Source organism: Halomonas sp. LS-001, from assembly GCF_052983955.1.
Window position 1 is genome coordinate 2000957 of record NZ_CM129816.1, and the last position, 18581, is coordinate 2019537.

The 18581-nt window shown below is 53.6% G+C and carries 17 protein-coding genes and 1 pseudogene; 2 read left to right on the plus strand and 16 right to left on the minus strand.

Annotated elements, in window-relative coordinates; all coding sequences use genetic code 11:
• Positions 1-16: 16 nt before the first annotated feature.
• From folC to leuC, 11 genes are all read right to left on the minus strand, one after another.
• Complete coding sequence (gene folC / locus ACU6TU_RS09055) at positions 17-1303, minus strand: bifunctional tetrahydrofolate synthase/dihydrofolate synthase (RefSeq protein WP_447141115.1); 1287 nt, start codon at positions 1301-1303, stop codon at positions 17-19.
• Positions 1296-2333: an acetyl-CoA carboxylase, carboxyltransferase subunit beta gene (accD, locus tag ACU6TU_RS09060; protein WP_447141116.1), complete on the minus strand. Its 1038-nt coding sequence runs from the start codon at positions 2331-2333 to the stop codon at positions 1296-1298. Before accD ends, folC begins: the two co-directional genes overlap by 8 nt.
• A gap of 212 nt (positions 2334-2545) precedes the next feature.
• Positions 2546-3349 (minus strand): tryptophan synthase subunit alpha, encoded by an 804-nt coding sequence (gene trpA, locus ACU6TU_RS09065; protein WP_447141117.1) that lies wholly within the window; start codon positions 3347-3349, stop codon positions 2546-2548.
• Between the two features lie 9 nt (positions 3350-3358).
• The gene (gene trpB, locus ACU6TU_RS09070; protein WP_447144215.1) at positions 3359-4546 is read right to left on the minus strand and encodes a tryptophan synthase subunit beta; all 1188 of its coding nucleotides are present in this window, start codon (positions 4544-4546) and stop codon (positions 3359-3361) included.
• A 163-nt stretch (positions 4547-4709) separates the two neighbouring features.
• Complete coding sequence (locus tag ACU6TU_RS09075) at positions 4710-5345, minus strand: phosphoribosylanthranilate isomerase (RefSeq protein ID WP_447141118.1); 636 nt, start codon at positions 5343-5345, stop codon at positions 4710-4712.
• Positions 5345-6283: a tRNA pseudouridine(38-40) synthase TruA gene (gene truA, locus ACU6TU_RS09080; protein WP_447141119.1), complete on the minus strand. Its 939-nt coding sequence runs from the start codon at positions 6281-6283 to the stop codon at positions 5345-5347. The genes ACU6TU_RS09075 and truA overlap by 1 nt, the downstream gene beginning before the upstream one ends.
• Positions 6284-6303: 20 nt before the next feature.
• On the minus strand, positions 6304-8466 hold the full coding sequence (locus ACU6TU_RS09085; protein WP_447141120.1) for a type IV pilus assembly protein FimV: 2163 nt from the start codon (positions 8464-8466) through the stop codon (positions 6304-6306).
• Between the two features lie 375 nt (positions 8467-8841).
• Positions 8842-9954 carry an aspartate-semialdehyde dehydrogenase gene (gene asd, locus ACU6TU_RS09090; RefSeq protein ID WP_447141121.1) on the minus strand — a complete coding sequence of 371 codons (1113 nt, stop codon included), beginning with the start codon at positions 9952-9954 and terminating at the stop codon, positions 8842-8844.
• Positions 9955-10105: 151 nt separating this feature from the next.
• On the minus strand, positions 10106-11185 hold the full coding sequence (leuB, locus tag ACU6TU_RS09095; RefSeq protein ID WP_447141122.1) for a 3-isopropylmalate dehydrogenase: 1080 nt from the start codon (positions 11183-11185) through the stop codon (positions 10106-10108).
• Positions 11186-11250: 65 nt separating this feature from the next.
• Positions 11251-11889, minus strand: coding sequence for a 3-isopropylmalate dehydratase small subunit (leuD, locus tag ACU6TU_RS09100; protein ID WP_447141123.1), 639 nt, complete (start codon positions 11887-11889; stop codon positions 11251-11253).
• A 3-nt stretch (positions 11890-11892) separates the two neighbouring features.
• A complete protein-coding gene (gene leuC, locus ACU6TU_RS09105; protein ID WP_447141124.1) occupies positions 11893-13344 on the minus strand; it encodes a 3-isopropylmalate dehydratase large subunit in 1452 nt (483 codons plus the stop codon).
• Positions 13345-13527: 183 nt separating this feature from the next.
• On the opposite strand from leuC, the gene ACU6TU_RS09110 reads away from it, so the two are divergent.
• The gene (locus ACU6TU_RS09110; protein WP_447141125.1) at positions 13528-14415 is read left to right on the plus strand and encodes a LysR family transcriptional regulator; all 888 of its coding nucleotides are present in this window, start codon (positions 13528-13530) and stop codon (positions 14413-14415) included.
• A gap of 12 nt (positions 14416-14427) precedes the next feature.
• On the opposite strand, the gene ACU6TU_RS09115 is transcribed toward ACU6TU_RS09110, so the two are convergent.
• Positions 14428-14904 (minus strand): DUF6314 family protein, encoded by a 477-nt coding sequence (locus ACU6TU_RS09115; RefSeq protein WP_447141126.1) that lies wholly within the window; start codon positions 14902-14904, stop codon positions 14428-14430.
• Between the two features lie 171 nt (positions 14905-15075).
• Here ACU6TU_RS09115 and ACU6TU_RS09120 point away from each other — a divergent pair, with 171 nt between their 5' ends.
• Positions 15076-16152, plus strand: coding sequence for a TauD/TfdA dioxygenase family protein (locus tag ACU6TU_RS09120; protein WP_447141127.1), 1077 nt, complete (start codon positions 15076-15078; stop codon positions 16150-16152).
• A gap of 92 nt (positions 16153-16244) precedes the next feature.
• On the opposite strand, the gene ACU6TU_RS09125 is transcribed toward ACU6TU_RS09120, so the two are convergent.
• From ACU6TU_RS09125 to ACU6TU_RS09140, 4 genes and pseudogenes are all read right to left on the minus strand, one after another.
• Complete coding sequence (locus ACU6TU_RS09125; protein WP_447141128.1) at positions 16245-16463, minus strand: hypothetical protein; 219 nt, start codon at positions 16461-16463, stop codon at positions 16245-16247.
• Positions 16464-16602: 139 nt separating this feature from the next.
• Positions 16603-16955, minus strand: a pseudogene (locus ACU6TU_RS09130) (transposase); the annotation flags it as partial.
• Positions 16956-17112: 157 nt separating this feature from the next.
• Positions 17113-17472 (minus strand): hypothetical protein, encoded by a 360-nt coding sequence (locus ACU6TU_RS09135; protein ID WP_447141129.1) that lies wholly within the window; start codon positions 17470-17472, stop codon positions 17113-17115.
• Between the two features lie 97 nt (positions 17473-17569).
• On the minus strand, positions 17570-18484 hold the full coding sequence (locus ACU6TU_RS09140; protein WP_447141130.1) for a hypothetical protein: 915 nt from the start codon (positions 18482-18484) through the stop codon (positions 17570-17572).
• Positions 18485-18581: the final 97 nt, after the last annotated feature.

The following is an 18581-nucleotide window of genomic DNA, read 5'->3' on the forward strand; positions in this document are numbered from 1 at the left end:
TACACCAACAGCGGCTTCACACCTGGTTGATGCACGTCGCCTGTGGCAGTTCAGTTGCCAACAGTTCCCCTACGGTAAAAAACGAGCCAGTGGCGAGTACACGATCTTCAGCCTGGAGTTTGTCACTCAGCCATTGAGCTCCCTGGGCAGGTGTATCGCTACACCAATGCATACGCCCACCTTGCTTTTGCACCTCAGCAGCAAGTTCTGTCGCCAGGCGTCCTCTTGGGCCAGATAAAGAAACGCATACCCAGTCCGTAACCACCGGCATCAACTGAGCGACAACACCCTCAATATCCTTGTCGTCCAGCATACCGATAACACACCAGAGCCTGCCTGGTGGCTGAACCGCTAACCGACTGGCCACATAAGCGGCAGCATGTGGATTATGGCCCACATCCAGGCACCATTGCCCGATCCATTGCATGCGCCCCGGTAGCACCACGCTGTGCATTGCTTCTCGGGTCGCTTCAGCGTTCAGTTCACACCCCGCCAACGTCAGCGCCTGCAGTGCCGTCGCCGCATTATCCAGTGGAAGCCCGGGGTCAGGCAACGCATTGAGCGTTAAAGGTGAACCGTTTGGTGAACACCCCTGCCAATCCCAGCGACTTCCTTTAGCCGGTGTATGCCTGAACGTGTTATTCAATGCATAAATCGGTGCCTGCTGCTGACTCGCTGTCTCTGCCACACTGGCAGGCAGTGAATCACTGCCCAGTACGGCAGGGCGAGCCGGGCGGAAGATACCAGCTTTTTCACGTCCGATCTGCGCCAGATCCGTTCCCAGATAGCTGGCATGATCAAGCGCAATAGTGGTCACGATCGCAACATCAGCATCAATGATATTGACCGCATCCAACCGCCCTCCCAGGCCAACTTCAAGGAACACAATATCCAGTTCAGCGTTAGCCAGACACCAGAGTGCACACAGTGTACCCGCTTCGAAATACGTCAGACTGATCGACGGGGAAACCAGACGTGCGGCTTCCACCTGTTCAAATCCGCTAACCAGCTGTTCATCACTGGCTTCATGCCCCAGCAATGTGACCCTCTCGTTGTAACGCAAAAGGTGCGGCGACGTATAAGTGCCGACCCGTTTACCATGGGCCTCAGCGACCGCCGCCATCATGGCAAGCGTCGAGCCCTTTCCATTGGTGCCCGCTACCGTAACGACCTTAGGAGCCATCGGGCAATCAAGCAGCCCCATTCGCCGGGCCACGTCAGCCACCCTTTCCAGCCCCATATCAATCCCGACAGGGTGAAGATGCTCCAGGTACTCAAGCCAGTCTACAAGTTGCTTAGGCATGACGAGAGGCGTCATTCTCGTTGCCAGGCGGCTTTGCGTCAGGAGATGGCTCAGATGGCTCAGCCACAGGTTCCTTTGGCGGCGCTTCCTGAGCGGCATCAGCTAACACGGCTTCATCCGCTACCGGTTCAGCAATTTTCGCCTCAGCCAGAAACGCTTCAGCGTTACCTAGCGCATCATGATGCGTGAGTTTGCGTAGGATACCACCCAGACGCGCACGCATTTCATGGCGATGCACAATCATGTCAACCGTGCCATGTTCAAGCAGGAACTCACTGCGCTGAAAACCTTCAGGCAAGGTTTCGCGTACTGTCTGCTCAATCACTCGCGGGCCTGCAAAGCCGATCAGCGCGTTGGGCTCAGCAACGTTCAGATCACCCAGCATGGCCAGTGACGCCGATACACCACCAAACACAGGATCAGTCAGCACTGAAATATAAGGCACGCCAGACTGCTTGAGTTTTTCAAGCGCAGCGGAGGTTTTCGCCATCTGCATCAAAGAAAACAGGGCTTCCTGCATACGCGCCCCACCCGATGCTGCAAAGCAGACCAGTGGAATTTGCTCTTCCAGCGCCAGCGTCGCTGCCCGTACAAATTTTTCACCGACCACCGCCCCCATGGAACCACCCATGAAGGTGAATTCGAACGCAACAGCAACGATCGGCAAACCATCCAGCTGCCCCTTGAAAGCAACCAGTGCGTCATTTTCACCGGTTGCTTTCTGTGCAGCCGACAAGCGGTCCTTATATTTCTTTGAATCGCGAAACTTAAGGCGATCATTTGGCGCAACATCCTTACCGATTTCCTGACGCGCGTCCTTATCAAGAAACCAGTCAAGACGCTTACGCGCCGTCAGACGCAAATGGTGGTCACACTTCGGGCAGACACTCTGGTGCTTGTCCAGTTCAGGAAGGTAGAGTACACCCTCGCATTTCGGGCATTTGCGCCATAATCCATCAGGCACACTGGCGCGGCGATCTTTGCGCTGGATTCGCCCCATGGAAGGAACAATCTTGTCTAACCAGCTCATATCAAAAAGGCTTCCGTTATACGTCAATGCCCGGCAAGGCCAGGCGTTGATAGGTTTTCAAGCGAAGGCGCTGCCCGTTCTGGCGGCAACGCTGCCGATACTGCTCGGTACTGTTCAATTCGAACCGATCAACTAAAGCTGTTCAATTCGAACCGTTCAGCTCGTACGACACAACGCTTGCATTAAATAAACAGTCTGAATGCTGATCAGCGTTAGGCATCCATCGCTGTGCGCATTTCACCCAGCACGCTTTTCAACTGACCGGCAATGGTTTCCGGTGTATCGACGCTGGCCGCAATCCGCGATACCAGAGCGCTTCCCACAATTACGCCATCTGCCACTTTAGCGACTTCCGCTGCGGTGACGCCATCGCGTATACCAAACCCGACACACAGAGGCAGTTCGGTCATTTCACGCAGCGGGGCCAGATGCTCGGCAACGTCATCAGCATTGAGCGTTGCGGCTCCTGTCACACCTTTCAAAGACACGTAATAGAGGTAACCTTCACCGTGGGCACATATTGTAGCGGCACGTTCACGTGAAGTGGTAGGTGCAACCAAAAAGATCGCATCCAGCTGATGCGACTTGAGTAGCGGACCGATTTCTTCAGCTTCTTCCGGCGGCATATCAACAATCAGCACACCATCAACACCAGCACTGGCGGCTTGATCGGCAAACGCCTGATAGCCAATACGCTCAATGGGGTTTAAGTAGCCCATCAATACAATCGGGGTCGTTGAATCTGTCTGGCGAAAGGTTTTGACCATCTCGAACAGATCCACCAGACGAGTGCCGTGCTTTAAAGCTCGCTCGCAAGCTTTCTGGATGACCGGGCCATCTGCCATGGGGTCTGAAAATGGCACGCCAAGCTCAATAATATCAGCACCGGCTTCCACCAGCGCGTGCATCAACCCAACCGTGTGTTCGGGAGCTGGATCCCCGGCGGTAATATAAGGGATGAGGGCCTTACGGCCTTGCTGCTTAAGTTCACTGAAACATTGTTTAATACGGCTCATTGCGATCCCTTAGATTTCGATGCCGTCGAGTTTGGCTACCGTCATGATGTCTTTATCGCCACGACCGGAAAGGTTCACCACAATATGCTGGTCAGGGCGCATGGTCGGCGCCAGCACCTTGGCATGTGCCAGAGCGTGCGCAGACTCAAGCGCAGGCATGATGCCTTCCATGTGGGTTAATTCGCGGAAAGCTTCGAGTACGGCATCATCATTGGCTGCCACGTAATTAACGCGACCGACGTCCTTCCATAGCGCATGCTCGGGCCCAACGCCCGGATAATCCAGCCCCGCAGAAATCGAATGTGTATCAGACACCTGTCCGGCTTCATCCGACATTAAGTAGGTACGGTTACCGTGCAGAACACCCCGGGGCGCATTGGACGACAGGGGCGCCGCATGGCGACCGGTTTCTACACCATCACCACCGGCTTCAACGCCATACATGGCCACGTCGTCATCCTCCACGAACGGGTAGAACAGCCCCAGCGCATTCGAGCCACCGCCCACACAGGCGATCAGCGCATCCGGCAGGCGCCCGATCTGTTCCAGTGACTGGCAGCGTGCCTCGCGGCCCACCACGCTATTGAAGTCACGTACCAGCAGCGGATAAGGATGCGGCCCGGCCACGGTGCCAATAATATAGAAAGTATTATCAACGTTAGTGACCCAGTCACGCAGCGCTTCGTTCATGGCATCCTTGAGAGTGCGAGTACCCGATTCGACCGGAATGACTCGCGCGCCCAGAAGGCGCATGCGGTAGACATTGAGTTTCTGACGCTGAACATCAGCGGCACCCATGTACACGTCGCACTCAAGGCCAAGGCGAGCGGCCACGGTAGCCGTGGCAACACCATGCTGCCCAGCCCCTGTCTCGGCAATAACCCGCGGCTTGCCGGTTTTCTTGGCTAACAGTGCCTGGCCAATGGTGTTATTAACCTTATGGGCGCCCGTGTGATTAAGATCTTCGCGTTTTAACCAGATCTGCGCTCCCCCCAGCTTCTGCGACCATCGCTCGGCATGGTAAAGCGGCGAAGGACGCCCTACATAATAGGCGAGGTCACGATCAAACTCAGCCTGAAAGGCGGGATCATCACGCATGCTGGCATAGGTGTTTTCCAGATCTTCCAGCGCAAAGCTCAGCGTCTCTGACACAAAACGCCCACCGTAAGGACCAAAGTGGCCACGGGCATCCGGCATTTGCGTCAGGTCACTGAACCTGGTCCTGGAACCAGCCTTGGAAGCGGTATTGGAGACGGTTTCAGAGACGGTTTCAGAGACAGTCACAAGGATACCTCACAAGATTGCCCGAACAGGCAAAGGTAAATGAACCGATAAAACGGAAATATATGACATCTGGCACTCAGGATGGCGTTTGGTTCGCCATTTTCACAGCCTCCATAAACGCCTGCATCCTGGTTACTGCTTTGTGGCCTGGTGCACTTTCAATGCCACCCGACACATCAACGGCATAAGGTGATACTTGATGAACAGCAGAACCGACATTACCAGACACTAAACCACCTGCGAGGATAACAGGTTTTGCCAGGTTTGCGGGAATTCTCGACCAGTCGAAGGTGTCACCTGTCCCGCCTGGTACACCAGGACGATAAGCATCCAGCAGTAAGGCACTGGCCGCATGATAGCGCTCTGCGGCATCATGCAGATCCAGGCCATCGCGCATACGCAACGCCTTGATCCACGGACGATCAAACCCTTCACACACCTCGGGCGACTCGTCGCCATGAAATTGCAGAAGATCCAGATAAGGCAGACAACGCTCAACCATCGCCACGGGCTGATCCACAAACAAGCCGACCCGAGTGACAAATGCCGGGACATCGGCAGACAGCTCAGCAAGTTGATCCAGGCTGATACCCCGCTTGCTTTCAGGCCACATAACAAAGCCAATGGCATCGACGCCCAGCGCTACCGCATCGGCAATATCCTGGCGTCGTGTTAACCCGCAAAACTTGACGCGTGTTCGTTGAATCGGCATCACGATACTGGCTTCTCCAGGCTAGGCAAATTGAGCAAACCGCTGACCTCTTCACGGCGCAAGCGCACCATGGCATTATCAGGAATTTCCCGCTCTCCCGTCCATTCACCGGTGAACGCCAACAGGTTGGGGCCTAACGGTTCACGCGGCAGTTCAAAGGCATCATCATAGCAGGAATCGACAAAATGCAGCCCACAGGCGGGCGCGGTGACATCCCCCTGCTTGCGGTCACGGAGCGCCAGCAGGCGTTCGATATAGCCTTCATCCTGCGTGCCACGCCCAACGCTAACCAGCGCCCCTACGATATTGCGGATCATATGGTGCAAGAACGCATTGCCTTGCACATCGACCATCACCAGAGGGCCGTAACGTTTTACATCAATAAAGTGCATAAAACGCCATGGCGTTCTGGAACGACACCCGGCCGCCCTGAAGCTGGAGAAATCATGCTCACCTATCAGTGCCTGAGCAGCGCGGTGCATGGCTTGCGCATCCAATGGATCACGGCACCAGGTCACATTGGCACGCTCCAATACCGGCCGATTCATCTGGTTGATCAACAGATAACGGTAGCGTCGAGCCAGCGCGTGCAAGCGTGAATGAAAAAAGTCCGGCACTTCTTTCACCCAGCGCACCGCAATATCTTTGGGGAGATGGGTGTTGGCCCCGAAGATCCAGGCCTTTTCACTGCGCGCCACCGGGGCATCAAAGTGAATTATCTGGCGAGTGGCATGGACCCCAGAGTCAGTGCGACCGCTGGCATGAACTTTTACGGGTTCATTGGCCACACGGGAAAGCCCTTTTTCCAGGCTGGCTTGAACTGACGCCGCGTGACTGAGGCGCTGAAAGCCACAATAGTGGGTACCGTCATATTCGATCCCCATGGCCAGGCGGCCCGTCAGCGGTGTTTTTTCATCAAAGCGATCAAACAGCGACATCGGCTCACATATTTATCAGGTTAAGAAGAGCGCTTATTATCCCGACCTGAACGGTGGAATGCCACCTCTTCTATCTCCCATCCTTCGCCCAAGGGAGAATCTTCCTCATTGCTTTGGGTAGTAGGACGACGCTCATTCTCCGGTGAACCGCTATCAGGCGCCTGAGAAGGGGCTTCCCCGGAAGCGGGAAAGTCAACCGTTGGCTGCATGGGCGTTTCTTCCCGCGGTGTCCTGGGCTCTTCGCTGAGTGATGGCGGGTGGTAATCAATAAAATGCGAGCGCCCGTCATCCGTTTCTGGAATATCCAGAGAATCCTCCGAAGGGCTCTCATCATCTAAAACCATCACAGGTTCCGCGTTGCGCTGTGCCGTTAGCCCCGCCGCCTGGCTGCGCCCCAGGTCGGCCTCTTCATCCTCGGACCAATAAGGAGTGTCGGCCACTTTACTATCATCCAGTGATGGCCATTCCTCCACCTCTGCTGCTGAGCCTGACGTTTCCAGATCGTGTGTTTCCAGATCGCCTGTTTCAGGGTCCGGGGCTTTCGCTTGCACATCCTCTAATGGCGCATCACTAACGTTCTCGTTACTGCCTGTCAATTTATCAGTCTCGGCGTTATTCGTTTCGACATCATCGACATCAAGCGTTTCTTCTTTTGCACTAAAACTGACGGGGGCATCCGATTTTGAGGCCGCAAACAGAGTCGATTGGGTAGCGTTGTTCTGTGAAGGGGCAGTGTCGTTCTGTGCAGGGACAGCATCGTTCTGTGTTGGCGCTGCCTGAGCGACAACAGTCGCTGCACCTGCCGCGTGCGGCGATTCCGGCGTTGGTTCTGCATCCGAACTCGCTGCATTTTGCTCTACATTCTGCCACTCTTTGGTTTGGCGACGCCGGATCATCCATACCAATAACAACAACAGTAAAATGGCCCCAGCCGCCAGCAACAGGCGGCTCTCACGCAGCGCCTGCTGATAGACGCCCTGCGTCCAGCTTGCCGCCTTTGCTATTACGCCCATCTCGCTATCTGCGCTGGCATCTCCATTCGTCGCCGGGCTGTTTTGTCCCGCATCACTGACGGGCTCGCTTACCTCACCGGCAACCTGGGGATCTTCTGCCGCCTGCGATGCTGAAAGCGCATCCGTCAGATTCTCTACCTGGCGGCGTAAATCGGCGATTTCCGCCTGGCGCTGAACACGCTCCTGCAGCAGCTGATCTAGCTGCACCTGCTGCTCAATCAATTGTGCGTCACGCAGGCGGCTATCCAGCGTTTGAGCCGCTTCAATCGCAGGCGCTGAAATCATGGTCGATAAATCGCTGACATTCAGCGCATTATTCGCGTCTTCCGCTTGAGGAGCGACGTCAGCTGGCGCTTCAGGTGCAGCCGTTTCACTTGGCTGTTCAGACGCGACTTGAGGCGGCCCGCCGCCTGTGCGATTTATTTGCCTGATCGCATCAGCGGCTGCATCCGAGGTACGGCTGAACACCTGGCTATCCTCGGGAATCTGTAAGCGATACCCCGCTCGCATCTCATTGATATTGCCAGACGGAAACAGATTCGAATTGGCTTCGAATAATGCCAGCATCATCTGCTGAACACTGGCTTGAGGCGGTTTAAGGCGCTCGGCCACGCTCCATAAAGTATCACCGCTAGCCACATAATTAGATGGCGAAGCGCTTGCAGGCGCATTGACTCTCTCGCGAGATGCCGATGGTGATGCCGATGGAGGTGTAGGCGCAGTCGCAGATGAACCTGTGCTGGATGAGGCAGAACTGGATGAAACGGCGCCGGGGGAGCGCGAGCCAGGAGGGTCAAGCAGCAAGGTCAGTGCCTGGGTTTGACGGCCATCAGGAGACTCCAGCGTGATCAACAGGTCCAGCCATGGCTCACGCACAGGCGCTGAAGAGGTCAGGCGCAGATAAGGGGGCGAACCTTCCTGCAATGTCACGCTAACGCTTTGCGTCGTTGCAGACCAATCCAGCCCCAGGGCGCGAAACGCCGACGGGTCTGCCAGGCGCACACGGATAGCATCAGCGCCGTAGCCTTCCGTCCCGGTCAGTGGAACCGTTGCCTGCAACGGAGCATCAAGAAATGAATCGACCCTTGGATCACCAATGTTCAGCGCCATTGCCAGCGGGCTTGTAAGCGCCCATACCGCCAACGACGCCAATATAAATGATCGTTTCATTGACACCCCTTGTTGTCCAGCGTCGTCTGGCATGTGCTACAGATGATTAACGACGAAAAATAGAACGACTATGTTGATAAGAAATGTTGATGAAAACCGTTGATGAAAACCGTTAACAAAAACCGATGATAAAACCTCAAGCCATAAAGACTGAATCCATGGAAACCTGGCGGCTCAACGTTTTTATAAGATTTACCTTAATAATAGACTGCCCCATGTAAGTGCGCTTCGCAAAGGTAAACTTATATTAACTCAAGCATAATGTCTCATCACCTGGAGCGTAGCGATAAAAAATCGATAAAAAGCCATAAAAAAAGGGGACTTATCAGCCCCCTTTTAACGTTTCAGAACATGCTATACAGGATAACCATGCCTTTATTGTTCACGCAGAATCTTCAGCATACGCTTGAGCGGCTCGGCTGCGCCCCACAACAGCTGGTCGCCGACACTGAAGGCTGAGAGGTATTCACCGCCCATGTTGAGCTTACGCAGACGCCCTACAGGCACCTGAAGCGTACCGGTGGCGGCGGTCGGCGTTAGCCCCTCAATGCTGGCGTCCTTGTCATTGGGAATGACCTTGACCCACTCATTGTGCTTGGCAATACGCTCTTCGATTTCATCCAGCGGCACATCCTGCTTGAGCTTGATCGTGAACGCCTGACTATGAGAACGCATGGCACCGATACGCACACAGAGACCATCGATGGGGATCGGGTTATTCTGCAAGCCGAGAATCTTGTTGGACTCGACGCTACCTTTCCACTCTTCACGGCTCTGGCCATTATCGAGTTTGGTATCGATCCAGGGCAGCAAGCTGCCGGCAAGCGGCGCGCCAAAGTTATCCGTAGGGAAGTCACCCGAGCGCATGGCGGCGGTCACTTTCCGGTCGATATCCAGAATCGCGCTGGAAGTGTCTTTCAGCTCTTCGCCGACACAGTCGCGCAGCGTGCCCATCTGATTGAGCAGTTCACGCATGTGCTTGGCACCTGAACCAGACGCCGCCTGGTAGGTCATCGAGGTCATCCACTCGATCATATCGGCTTCAAACAGGCCACCCAGGCCCATCAGCATCAGGCTGACGGTGCAGTTACCACCGACAAAGGTTTTAGCGCCCTTGGCCAGCTGGGCATCAATCACCTTGCGGTTAACCGGGTCAAGTACAATGGTGGCGTCATCTTCCATACGCAGCGAGCTTGCGGCATCAACCCAGTAACCGTTCCAACCGCCGCTGCGCAGATCCCCATAAACGGCCTTGGTGTAGTCACCCCCCTGGCAGGTCACGATAACGTCCAACGACTTCAGGTCGTCCAACGAGAAAGCGTCTTTTAACGGAGGTACGTCTACGCCGATATCGGGACCCGGCTGACCGACCTGGGAAGTGGTGAAGAAAATGGGCTCAATGCCATTGAAATCACCATCTTCCTGCATGCGCTGCATCAGCACAGAGCCAACCATACCGCGCCATCCGACGAAACCGACTTTCAACATCGTAAAGTCCTCCAATAAAGAATGAACTGACCATTATACACAACTATTAAAAATAATTTTCCCCACCGCCAACTCAGCCCTGCCAAGGCGTTTCCTGCTAAGTCTTTTCCTACCACGTCTTTTCCTACCACGTCTTTTTCTAACAAGGCGTTTATCGTTTGGCAAACGCGGCCAGTACCGCATCCCCCATGGCATCAGTACCGATTGTCTGCATGCCTTCAGAGGCAATATCCGCTGTACGCAGGCCATCATCAAGCACTTGACCGACCGCGGCTTCAATTCGCTCAGCCATGGCACTCTCGCCCAGCGAGTAACGCATCATCATCGCCACCGACAGCATCATTGCCAGCGGATTGGCGACATTCTGCCCGGCGATATCCGGCGCACTGCCATGGCAGGGTTCATACATACCCTGGCCGCTTTCATTCAGCGAGGCCGACGGCAGCATACCGATAGAACCGGTCAACATGGCCGCCGCATCGGAAAGAATATCGCCAAACATATTGCCCGTCACCATGACATCAAACTGTTTCGGCGCGCGAACCAGCTGCATGGCGGCGTTATCCACGTACATATGCGAAAGCTCGACGTCCGGATACTCCGGTGCCAGCCGGTTCATCACTTCACGCCACAGAATGGTCACTTCCAGCACATTGGCTTTATCAACCGAACACAGTTTCTTGCCGCGTTTCTGGGCCATTTCAAACGCCACGCGACCAATCCGCTCAATTTCACTTTCCGAGTAAACGTAGGTATTAAAGCCAACACGCTCGCCGTTGCGTTCTTCAATACCGCGTGGCTGGCCGAAATAGATACCGCCGGTCAACTCACGCACGATCATGATGTCCAGTCCGGCAACCAGCTCAGGCTTCAGGCTGGAAGCACTGGCCAGTTGCGGATAAAGCATCGCCGGACGCAAATTGCCAAACAGCCCCAGATTTTTGCGTAACCCCAGCAGACCTTTTTCCGGACGTTTGGAAAGGTCTTCCAATGCATCCCACTTTGGGCCACCTACTGCACCAAGCAAGATGGCATCGGCCGCCTTGGCCTTGGACAGCGTCTCTTCCGGTAGCGGTTCACCGTGGGCATCATAGGCGCTACCACCCACCAGCCCTTCCTGCAAATTGATATCCATGCCAGCCTTCTGACAGGCCTCTAACAGGCGCTTGGCCTGGGCAGCAATTTCCGGGCCGATGCCATCGCCAGGCAGAAGTAAAACATTGTGCGTCATTACCAGATCCTTTCATCATGAAACAGGCTGAACCGCGTTGTTCAGCCAGGAAGTCAACAAACCGCTTAGCGAAACAGCCAAGGGCGCTGTTCGCGGTGCTGCTGTTCAAACTGACGGATGACTGCATCATCTTTCAGGGTAATGCCAATATCATCCAGACCTTCGAGCAGGCAATGTTTACGGAACTCATCCACTTCAAACTCAAGGATCTCGCCGCGTGGTGTAATAATCCGCTGGTTTTTCAGGTCCACATCCAATGCGTAGCCTTCGCGCTTTTCAACTTCCTGAAACAGACGCTCGATCTCATCTTCTTCCAGACGAACCAGTAACAAGCCATTTTTGAAGGCATTGTTGTAGAAGATATCAGCAAAGCTCGGTGCAACCACCACCTTGAAACCGAAATCTTCCAGCGCCCATGGCGCGTGCTCGCGGGAGCTGCCGCAGCCGAAATTACGCCGGGTCAGCAGTACCTCGGCGTTTTGATAACGCGGCTGGTTCAATACAAAGTCAGGGTTTAGCGGGCGGTTCGAGCAATCCTGCCCCGGCTGACCTTCGTCCAGATAGCGCAGCTCATCAAACAGATTAACGCCAAACCCGGTCCGCTTGATGGATTTGAGAAACTGCTTGGGAATAATCAAATCGGTATCAACATTGGCGCGGTCCAGCGGTGCCACCACGCCTTCAAAACGTTCAAACTTTTTCATGGTTCAGGCCTCCTGGGCATGGTTGGCATCGTTAGCAGGCAGGCTGCGTACATCGACAAAATGACCGGCAATCGCGGCTGCGGCGGCCATCGCCGGGCTCACCAGATGCGTCCGGCCACCGTAGCCCTGGCGCCCTTCGAAATTACGGTTGGAGGTCGACGCACAATGCTCGCCCGCCCCGAGTTTGTCGGCGTTCATGGCCAGACACATGGAGCAGCCCGGCTCGCGCCATTCGAATCCCGCCTCGGTGAATATCTTATCCAGGCCTTCTTCTTCTGCCTGACGCTTGACCAGGCCAGACCCCGGCACCACCATCGCCAACTGAATGCTCTCTGCGACTTTCTTACCTTTGGCAACCTTGGCCGCTTCCCGGAGGTCTTCGATCCGCGAGTTAGTGCAGGAGCCGATAAAAATCTTGTCCAGGCGGATGTCAGTAATCTTCTGGTTAGGCTGCAAGCCCATATATTCCAGCGCACGTACGTGGCTACGTTTGACGGTTTCGTCCAGCGCGGCATCAGGGTCAGGCACCTGACCGGAAATACCAGTGACCATTTCAGGACTGGTGCCCCAGCTGACCTGCGGCTCAATCTCGGCGGCGTTCAGCGTCACCACTTTATCGAACTCAGCCTCAGGGTCGGAGACCAGGTTGCGCCAGTCAGCAACGGCTGCTTCCCATTGCTCCGCCGTCGGCGAATAGGGGCGATTACCAATGTACTCAATGGTAGTGTCGTCCACGGCGATCATGCCTACGCGGGCGCCTGCTTCAATCGCCATATTACAGACGGTCATGCGACCTTCCATCGACAGGGACTCAATTGCACTGCCAGCAAATTCAATCGCATAGCCCGTGCCGCCAGCGGTACCAATTTTTCCGATAATCGCCAGCACAACGTCCTTGGCCGTCACGCCCAGCCCCAGTTCGCCTTCTACACGAACCTGCATGTTTTTCATTTTCTGGGTCAGCAGGCACTGGGTCGCCAGCACGTGCTCAACTTCCGAGGTGCCGATACCATGAGCCAACGCGCCGAAGGCACCGTGGGTCGCGGTGTGAGAGTCGCCACAGACGACTGTCATACCCGGCAGTGTTGCGCCCTGCTCCGGCCCGATCACGTGAACGATGCCCTGACGCGGGTCGTTAATACCAAATTCGGTAATACCGTACTCAAGGCAGTTATCATCCAGGGTTTGCACCTGGATCAACGAAATCGGGTCTTTAATGCCTTTATTACCTTCGGCACGTTCGATCAAGGTGGTCGGCACGTTGTGATCGGCCGTCGCCAGATTGGCATCCAGACGCCAGGGTTTGCGGTTGGCCAGGCGCAAGCCTTCAAACGCCTGAGGCGAGGTCACTTCGTGGAGCATATGGCGGTCGATATAAATCAACGCCGTGCCATCATCGCGCTGCTTGACCAGGTGCTGATCCCACAGCTTGTCGTAAAGCGTTTTAGCTGACATGTGTTCTCCCGGGCCTCGGCCCTATCATTTCGCGGTCTTTTGACTGGATACGATTTATTAGAATAAAAGCATTAAACCTGCCACCTTCAGAATGGGCAACAGAATGATGGTATTAGTGTTACGCGGCTCGCAGATAAAATCAATTCATGTTATTTATGGATTGGATTCCATAAAGGAATACCAATGGACACTCAACATCTACAAGCCTTTCTGGCTGTCGCGGATAGCCAAAGTTTCTCAAAAGCCGCAGACCAGCTATTTCTGACCCAACCGGCGGTAAGCAAACGTATTGCCATGCTGGAACAGCAGCTCAATGCGCGGTTGTTTGACCGCATCGGGCGGCGGATTGCACTGACCGAAGCGGGCCATCTGCTGCTGCCCCAGGCACGCCATATTCTGCAAAGCGTCGAAGATAGCCGCCGGGCGCTGGCCAACCTTTCCGGCCAGGTGGGCGGACGACTGACCATGGCGACCAGCCACCATATCGGCCTGCACCGTTTGCCGCCGATTCTCAAGGCTTATACCCAGCAACACCCGGATGTCGATCTGGACCTGCGCTTTGTCGATTCTGAACTGGCCTACCAGGGCGTTCTCGAAGGCAGCCACGAGCTGGCGGTGGTCACGCTGGCACCCCATCCCATCGAGCCATTGGCGGTAGTCGAGCGCTGGCGCGACCGCATGTGCTTTGTCTGCGCTCATGATCACCCGCTGGCACACAAAGCCAGCGATAAGACTCAGCCACTGCCGCTTAGCACCTTATGCGCGTATCCGTGCGTTCTGCCTGGCGCCCAGACATTCACCCGCATCCTGTTGGAAGAACGCTTTGCCCAGGCGGGGCTTGCGGTATCCGTCAACATGTCGACCAATTACATGGAAACGCTCAAGATGATGTGTAGCGTCGGATTGGGCTGGAGCCTGCTACCGGAAAAAATGCTGGATGACGATCTGGTCGAACTCCAAGTGGCGACAGCCCCTATTCATCGTCCGCTGGGGTATCTGACCCATACCCATCGCACCCTTTCCAATGCCGCGCGAATGATGATTGAAGCACTTGAAAAAAATCGACTCTGACGAGTGGCTGTCTCAAGTGCCTGTCTGATAGCAATATTCAATGGTTTCCTGCTTGCGTGGCCCGATGATCGACCAGGCGACGTCAATGCGCACGTTTTCCGCCTTGCCCTTTGTCACCTCAAGCGTTGCCGCGTAGCGGTCTGCGCCACACTCGTGCGGGCTGACTTCCCGCCAGATGCCGTCCTCTTGGCGCGCCATATCAAACAACAACACAGGGTTATCGACACCAAAACGCAGGTGTTCAAGGCGCAAATGCTCACCGACCGCCGTCCAACGGAAGACGTTACTGAAATCAAATTCCCCCTGATGCTGGGCACTGGGTTGCCAGGTACCGGCTTCATGAAACACCACGGTTTTTGATGTGGGTTCATCCACCACGACGTTTCCATTGCCGACACCCTGCCAGCCGGTATTGGCTTCACTTTGCGCGGTGAAGCTCAGCGAGGTGACCTGGCGTAAAAGGCTGAGCACATTTTCTGATGACAGCATGATGATATTCCTGATCTGAAAAGATTGTTTCCATGCCGAATTTACCCCATAAACCCTTGACTCGACACCGATTAGTCGCAACGGATAACCCAGCCTTTGGGTCGAGGGGGCTTGTCACTGTTATACACTGCGTTAGTCTGGAAGAAATTCACCCATTGAGGTAATCACACCATGGGTAACGCAGCCGATAAATTACGTCATACGCCACCCACTATCCCCCCAGTAGACCCTGACCGCATGGCGCTTCTTGAGCAACATGGCCTAACCGTCAAACAGCTGGAGCCTTTGGGCGTTGAGATCTATGGCGCCGATGTTCGCTCAAAACTTCCAGAGCCGGTGATTAAAGCGCTGGAAATGGAAATGGCCAACCGTGGGTTTGTGGTTTTTAAACACCAGACAGATCTCTCAGCAGAGGAACTGGTTAACGCCAGCAAATGGTGGGGAGCCGGGGAAATTCATTCCACTCACGGCGTACACCCTGCCACACCGGACATGAACCGGGATATTTTCCGCTGCTCCAATGATGACCGCTACGGCATCCTGGGCGTTGGCCCTCAGTGGCATAACGATGGCAGTTTCGAAGCCGCGATTTTCTCTCATTCCGCCTACTACATGGCGCGCGCGCCGGAACATGGCGGTGGTACGCATTTCGCCCATCAAGGGGCCGCTTTTGATGCCCTTCCGGAAGACAAACAGGCCTTCTGGGAACGCCTTGTGTCGGTTAATTCCGCATCAGGCGTCAGCCACCCTGTCGTTCATACCCACCCGATTTCCGGACGCAAGAGCGTCTGGCTGCACCTGGGTATGACCGGCGCAGTCATTGAACGGCTTCCTGAAAATGACATGCCAATTGATGAACTGCAAAAGCAACCGGCGACGGTCGAAGAGATGCGTTTGCTCAACGCAGATGAACTGAAGCAACTGTTCAATGATTACAACGATCTTTTGAATGCGTCGTTCGAGAAAGGTTTTGGCATACGTTATCAATATGATACCGGTGATCTGCTGTACATTGATAACTGGGCCCTGGCACATCGGGCAGCGCCTGAAGCGCATATGTCGGCTGAAGAGCAAGGGTTGAGGATCATGGATCGTGTCACCGTCAAGGCAAAGCAGAACCTGGCGCCGCACTTTGGCCTGCCTCAACACATCAATATCGGCAGGCCACACCCGTTTAATGACGATGGCATCTGGAAAGCCGGTGGCGTCGGCTTCCGCTGGAAGGACGATATCCCGATGCAGAACTGAGGGCACTATCTCTGGCGATGATGCCATTTGTCGCAATACCGATAGGCGCAGCAAGCAAGCAGCTTAGCTGCGCCTATGATGCTTAACGACCTTTATTTGCCGTTAACCATCTCTTCACAGTCAGCGATCAAGTCATCCAGCACCTGAACTGACGTTTTCGCCTCAGCTTTGATTTCTTTCAGGAAATCCAGTTCGCTTTGGCTTACGTGATCATCTTTTAGGACGAGCTCGCGCAACAAGTCCACTTCTTTAGTGCTAACGTGCCCGTCACCCAGGGCAAAGCCTTTCGCCACCTTACGCCACTCAGCCATAAATCATCTCCTGTCGCTATCGTTGATATAAGTGCTCGTAGATCCTGTTTATCTACAGGCACTAATTTAGCAGACACAAGGATTCATAGGCATTTTTTTTCCTCAACACAAAAGCTTCTACAGAGGATTTGCCTGAAACTTCAGTCTCATCAGCATGGCGACTGACGAAGCTTGCCAGTGTGGTGAAGTGGGGAACGGTATCGCAGGAAAGCGCTTTGAAAATGATATTGGTCTCACAGCACCACTGCATTTCACGGCTGGAGATGATGCCTTTTGAGTAAGCAAACAGAATGATCTTCAACAAGATAGCCGGATCATAGGCCAGCTGACCGGTCGCATCGTTGCGTTACTTCGGGTGGAAAAACCGACAAGTCCAGCTTGCGCTCGATCAGACAGTGCATTTCGTGTTCAAAAGAGCCTGGCTGAAGCGTCTTAGTAGTTGATCACTATTATAGCGTTCTGATCGTGGTTGTAAGGCTTGAAACGCGGCATGCTGACGACTTCATGTCTGCTTCTTCGATCCAACCAAAAACTAGGCATCAAAGGCGTTTTGCTACAGCCTTAACGCTATCATGACACTCTATTATTACACTGTAATCCAAATCAAACTCAAACGTCCGAGCGTTGCCAATCCATCTTGAAGAATTTGTTATGTGCGTTCTTCACCACACCAACGGTACATTCTCTTTCGGAATTCTTTCTTCGTTTCAAAGCACCTAAGGTCATTAGCAATGACTGACTTAAGCAACCAACCAGCGTCAACACCTGCTTGATTTACTGGACTTTCGCAACCATTTTCTTCATGCTTAAGATAGAGAAATATTAATGGCGTTCCTTGCCAGTAAAAATTTTCTCCGCCCATTAACTCGCTTAGTGAGAACCAGTCTTCTTGACTTCGATTTTTACACCAACAATAGACCGCACCTTGTAAAAAACTTTTAATAGCTTCAGTCTGAGAGCCACTAATTCCATTAACTTCACGAAGTTGATGCTTGCCAATTAGACTCATTTTTTAATTTCCTCTAAGCATATAGCGCCCTGCTCACGCGTCGACTTGGAGCCTCGAAGCGGCGTAAAAATGGTCGCGGTGCAGCCGATTATTGGTTTTAATGTCCACATTCAGCCTTACTAATTTTATCAAACTCCTCAAAAAACCGGAACGCCATTAAGAAAAGGGATGGCAGCATATTTCTAAGCTGCTTGTTATACTCCTCCCATGACTCCGTTGGATGCGGAATTGGATTCCAACCTGCATCATCTTTACGTAGCGATATGGTATCAAAATTATAAGGAGGGTCAGGAGAAATGGTAAAAGGCATAGCGGTAACAAATATTGCCTTTGATAAAGTGAAATACGAGGACGTCAAAGGCTTTATTATTACACCCGTTTCTAGACTGTCATTCCAGTCCGCGAGGGTTTCATGGTAGTCCGCTATGAACGTTGGATGGGCGACAAGGCTTAGTTTCTGCTTTAAATCGTTTATTTGATCCTCCATGCCTCCAATCCAACTAACTCTCCCTTCTTGAACCTGATTTCTTAGGTAACGTTCTGTCTTTTCTTTCGATAAGTATTTATGCCAGAACTTGTTTGCAGATTCGGGATTGGTACAAGCCGTGTAGTCACATAGAACATCTGAATCGATTCTGAAGCGCGCCCAAAGTTGAGCTGTCTCATAGAGCAGTCGAAGCTGAAGTCTAGCATTTGCATCCAGTCCATAGCTACACAAAGTTCGAATTGACGTCAACGTGCGTAATTGACGAATGCTGAGCCTATAAAACGTCATTGCTGTAGGACTATTTTTATGATCAACCGAAAGAAAATACATACTCTGGCACCTCAGCAGAATTATATATTCGTCCACAAAAGCATATAAAGCTGCGAATGGAGCACCTCTTACATCAATCCCAAGTTCATTCTCAACCTGATTTCCAGGTACAGCATCAGCCAACTGAAATCCCTGATTCTCATAGATGAGCCGAATCGAATTTACTGCATGTTGGTGAGATAAGTGTTCAGCCATAGATTCCCAATTCTTGAGTTCAACTAAAAGTGATTATAAACCCGTTAGCATAACCTCAATAAACCTGACGGTGCGTTTATTGAGACTATGTTGCTTG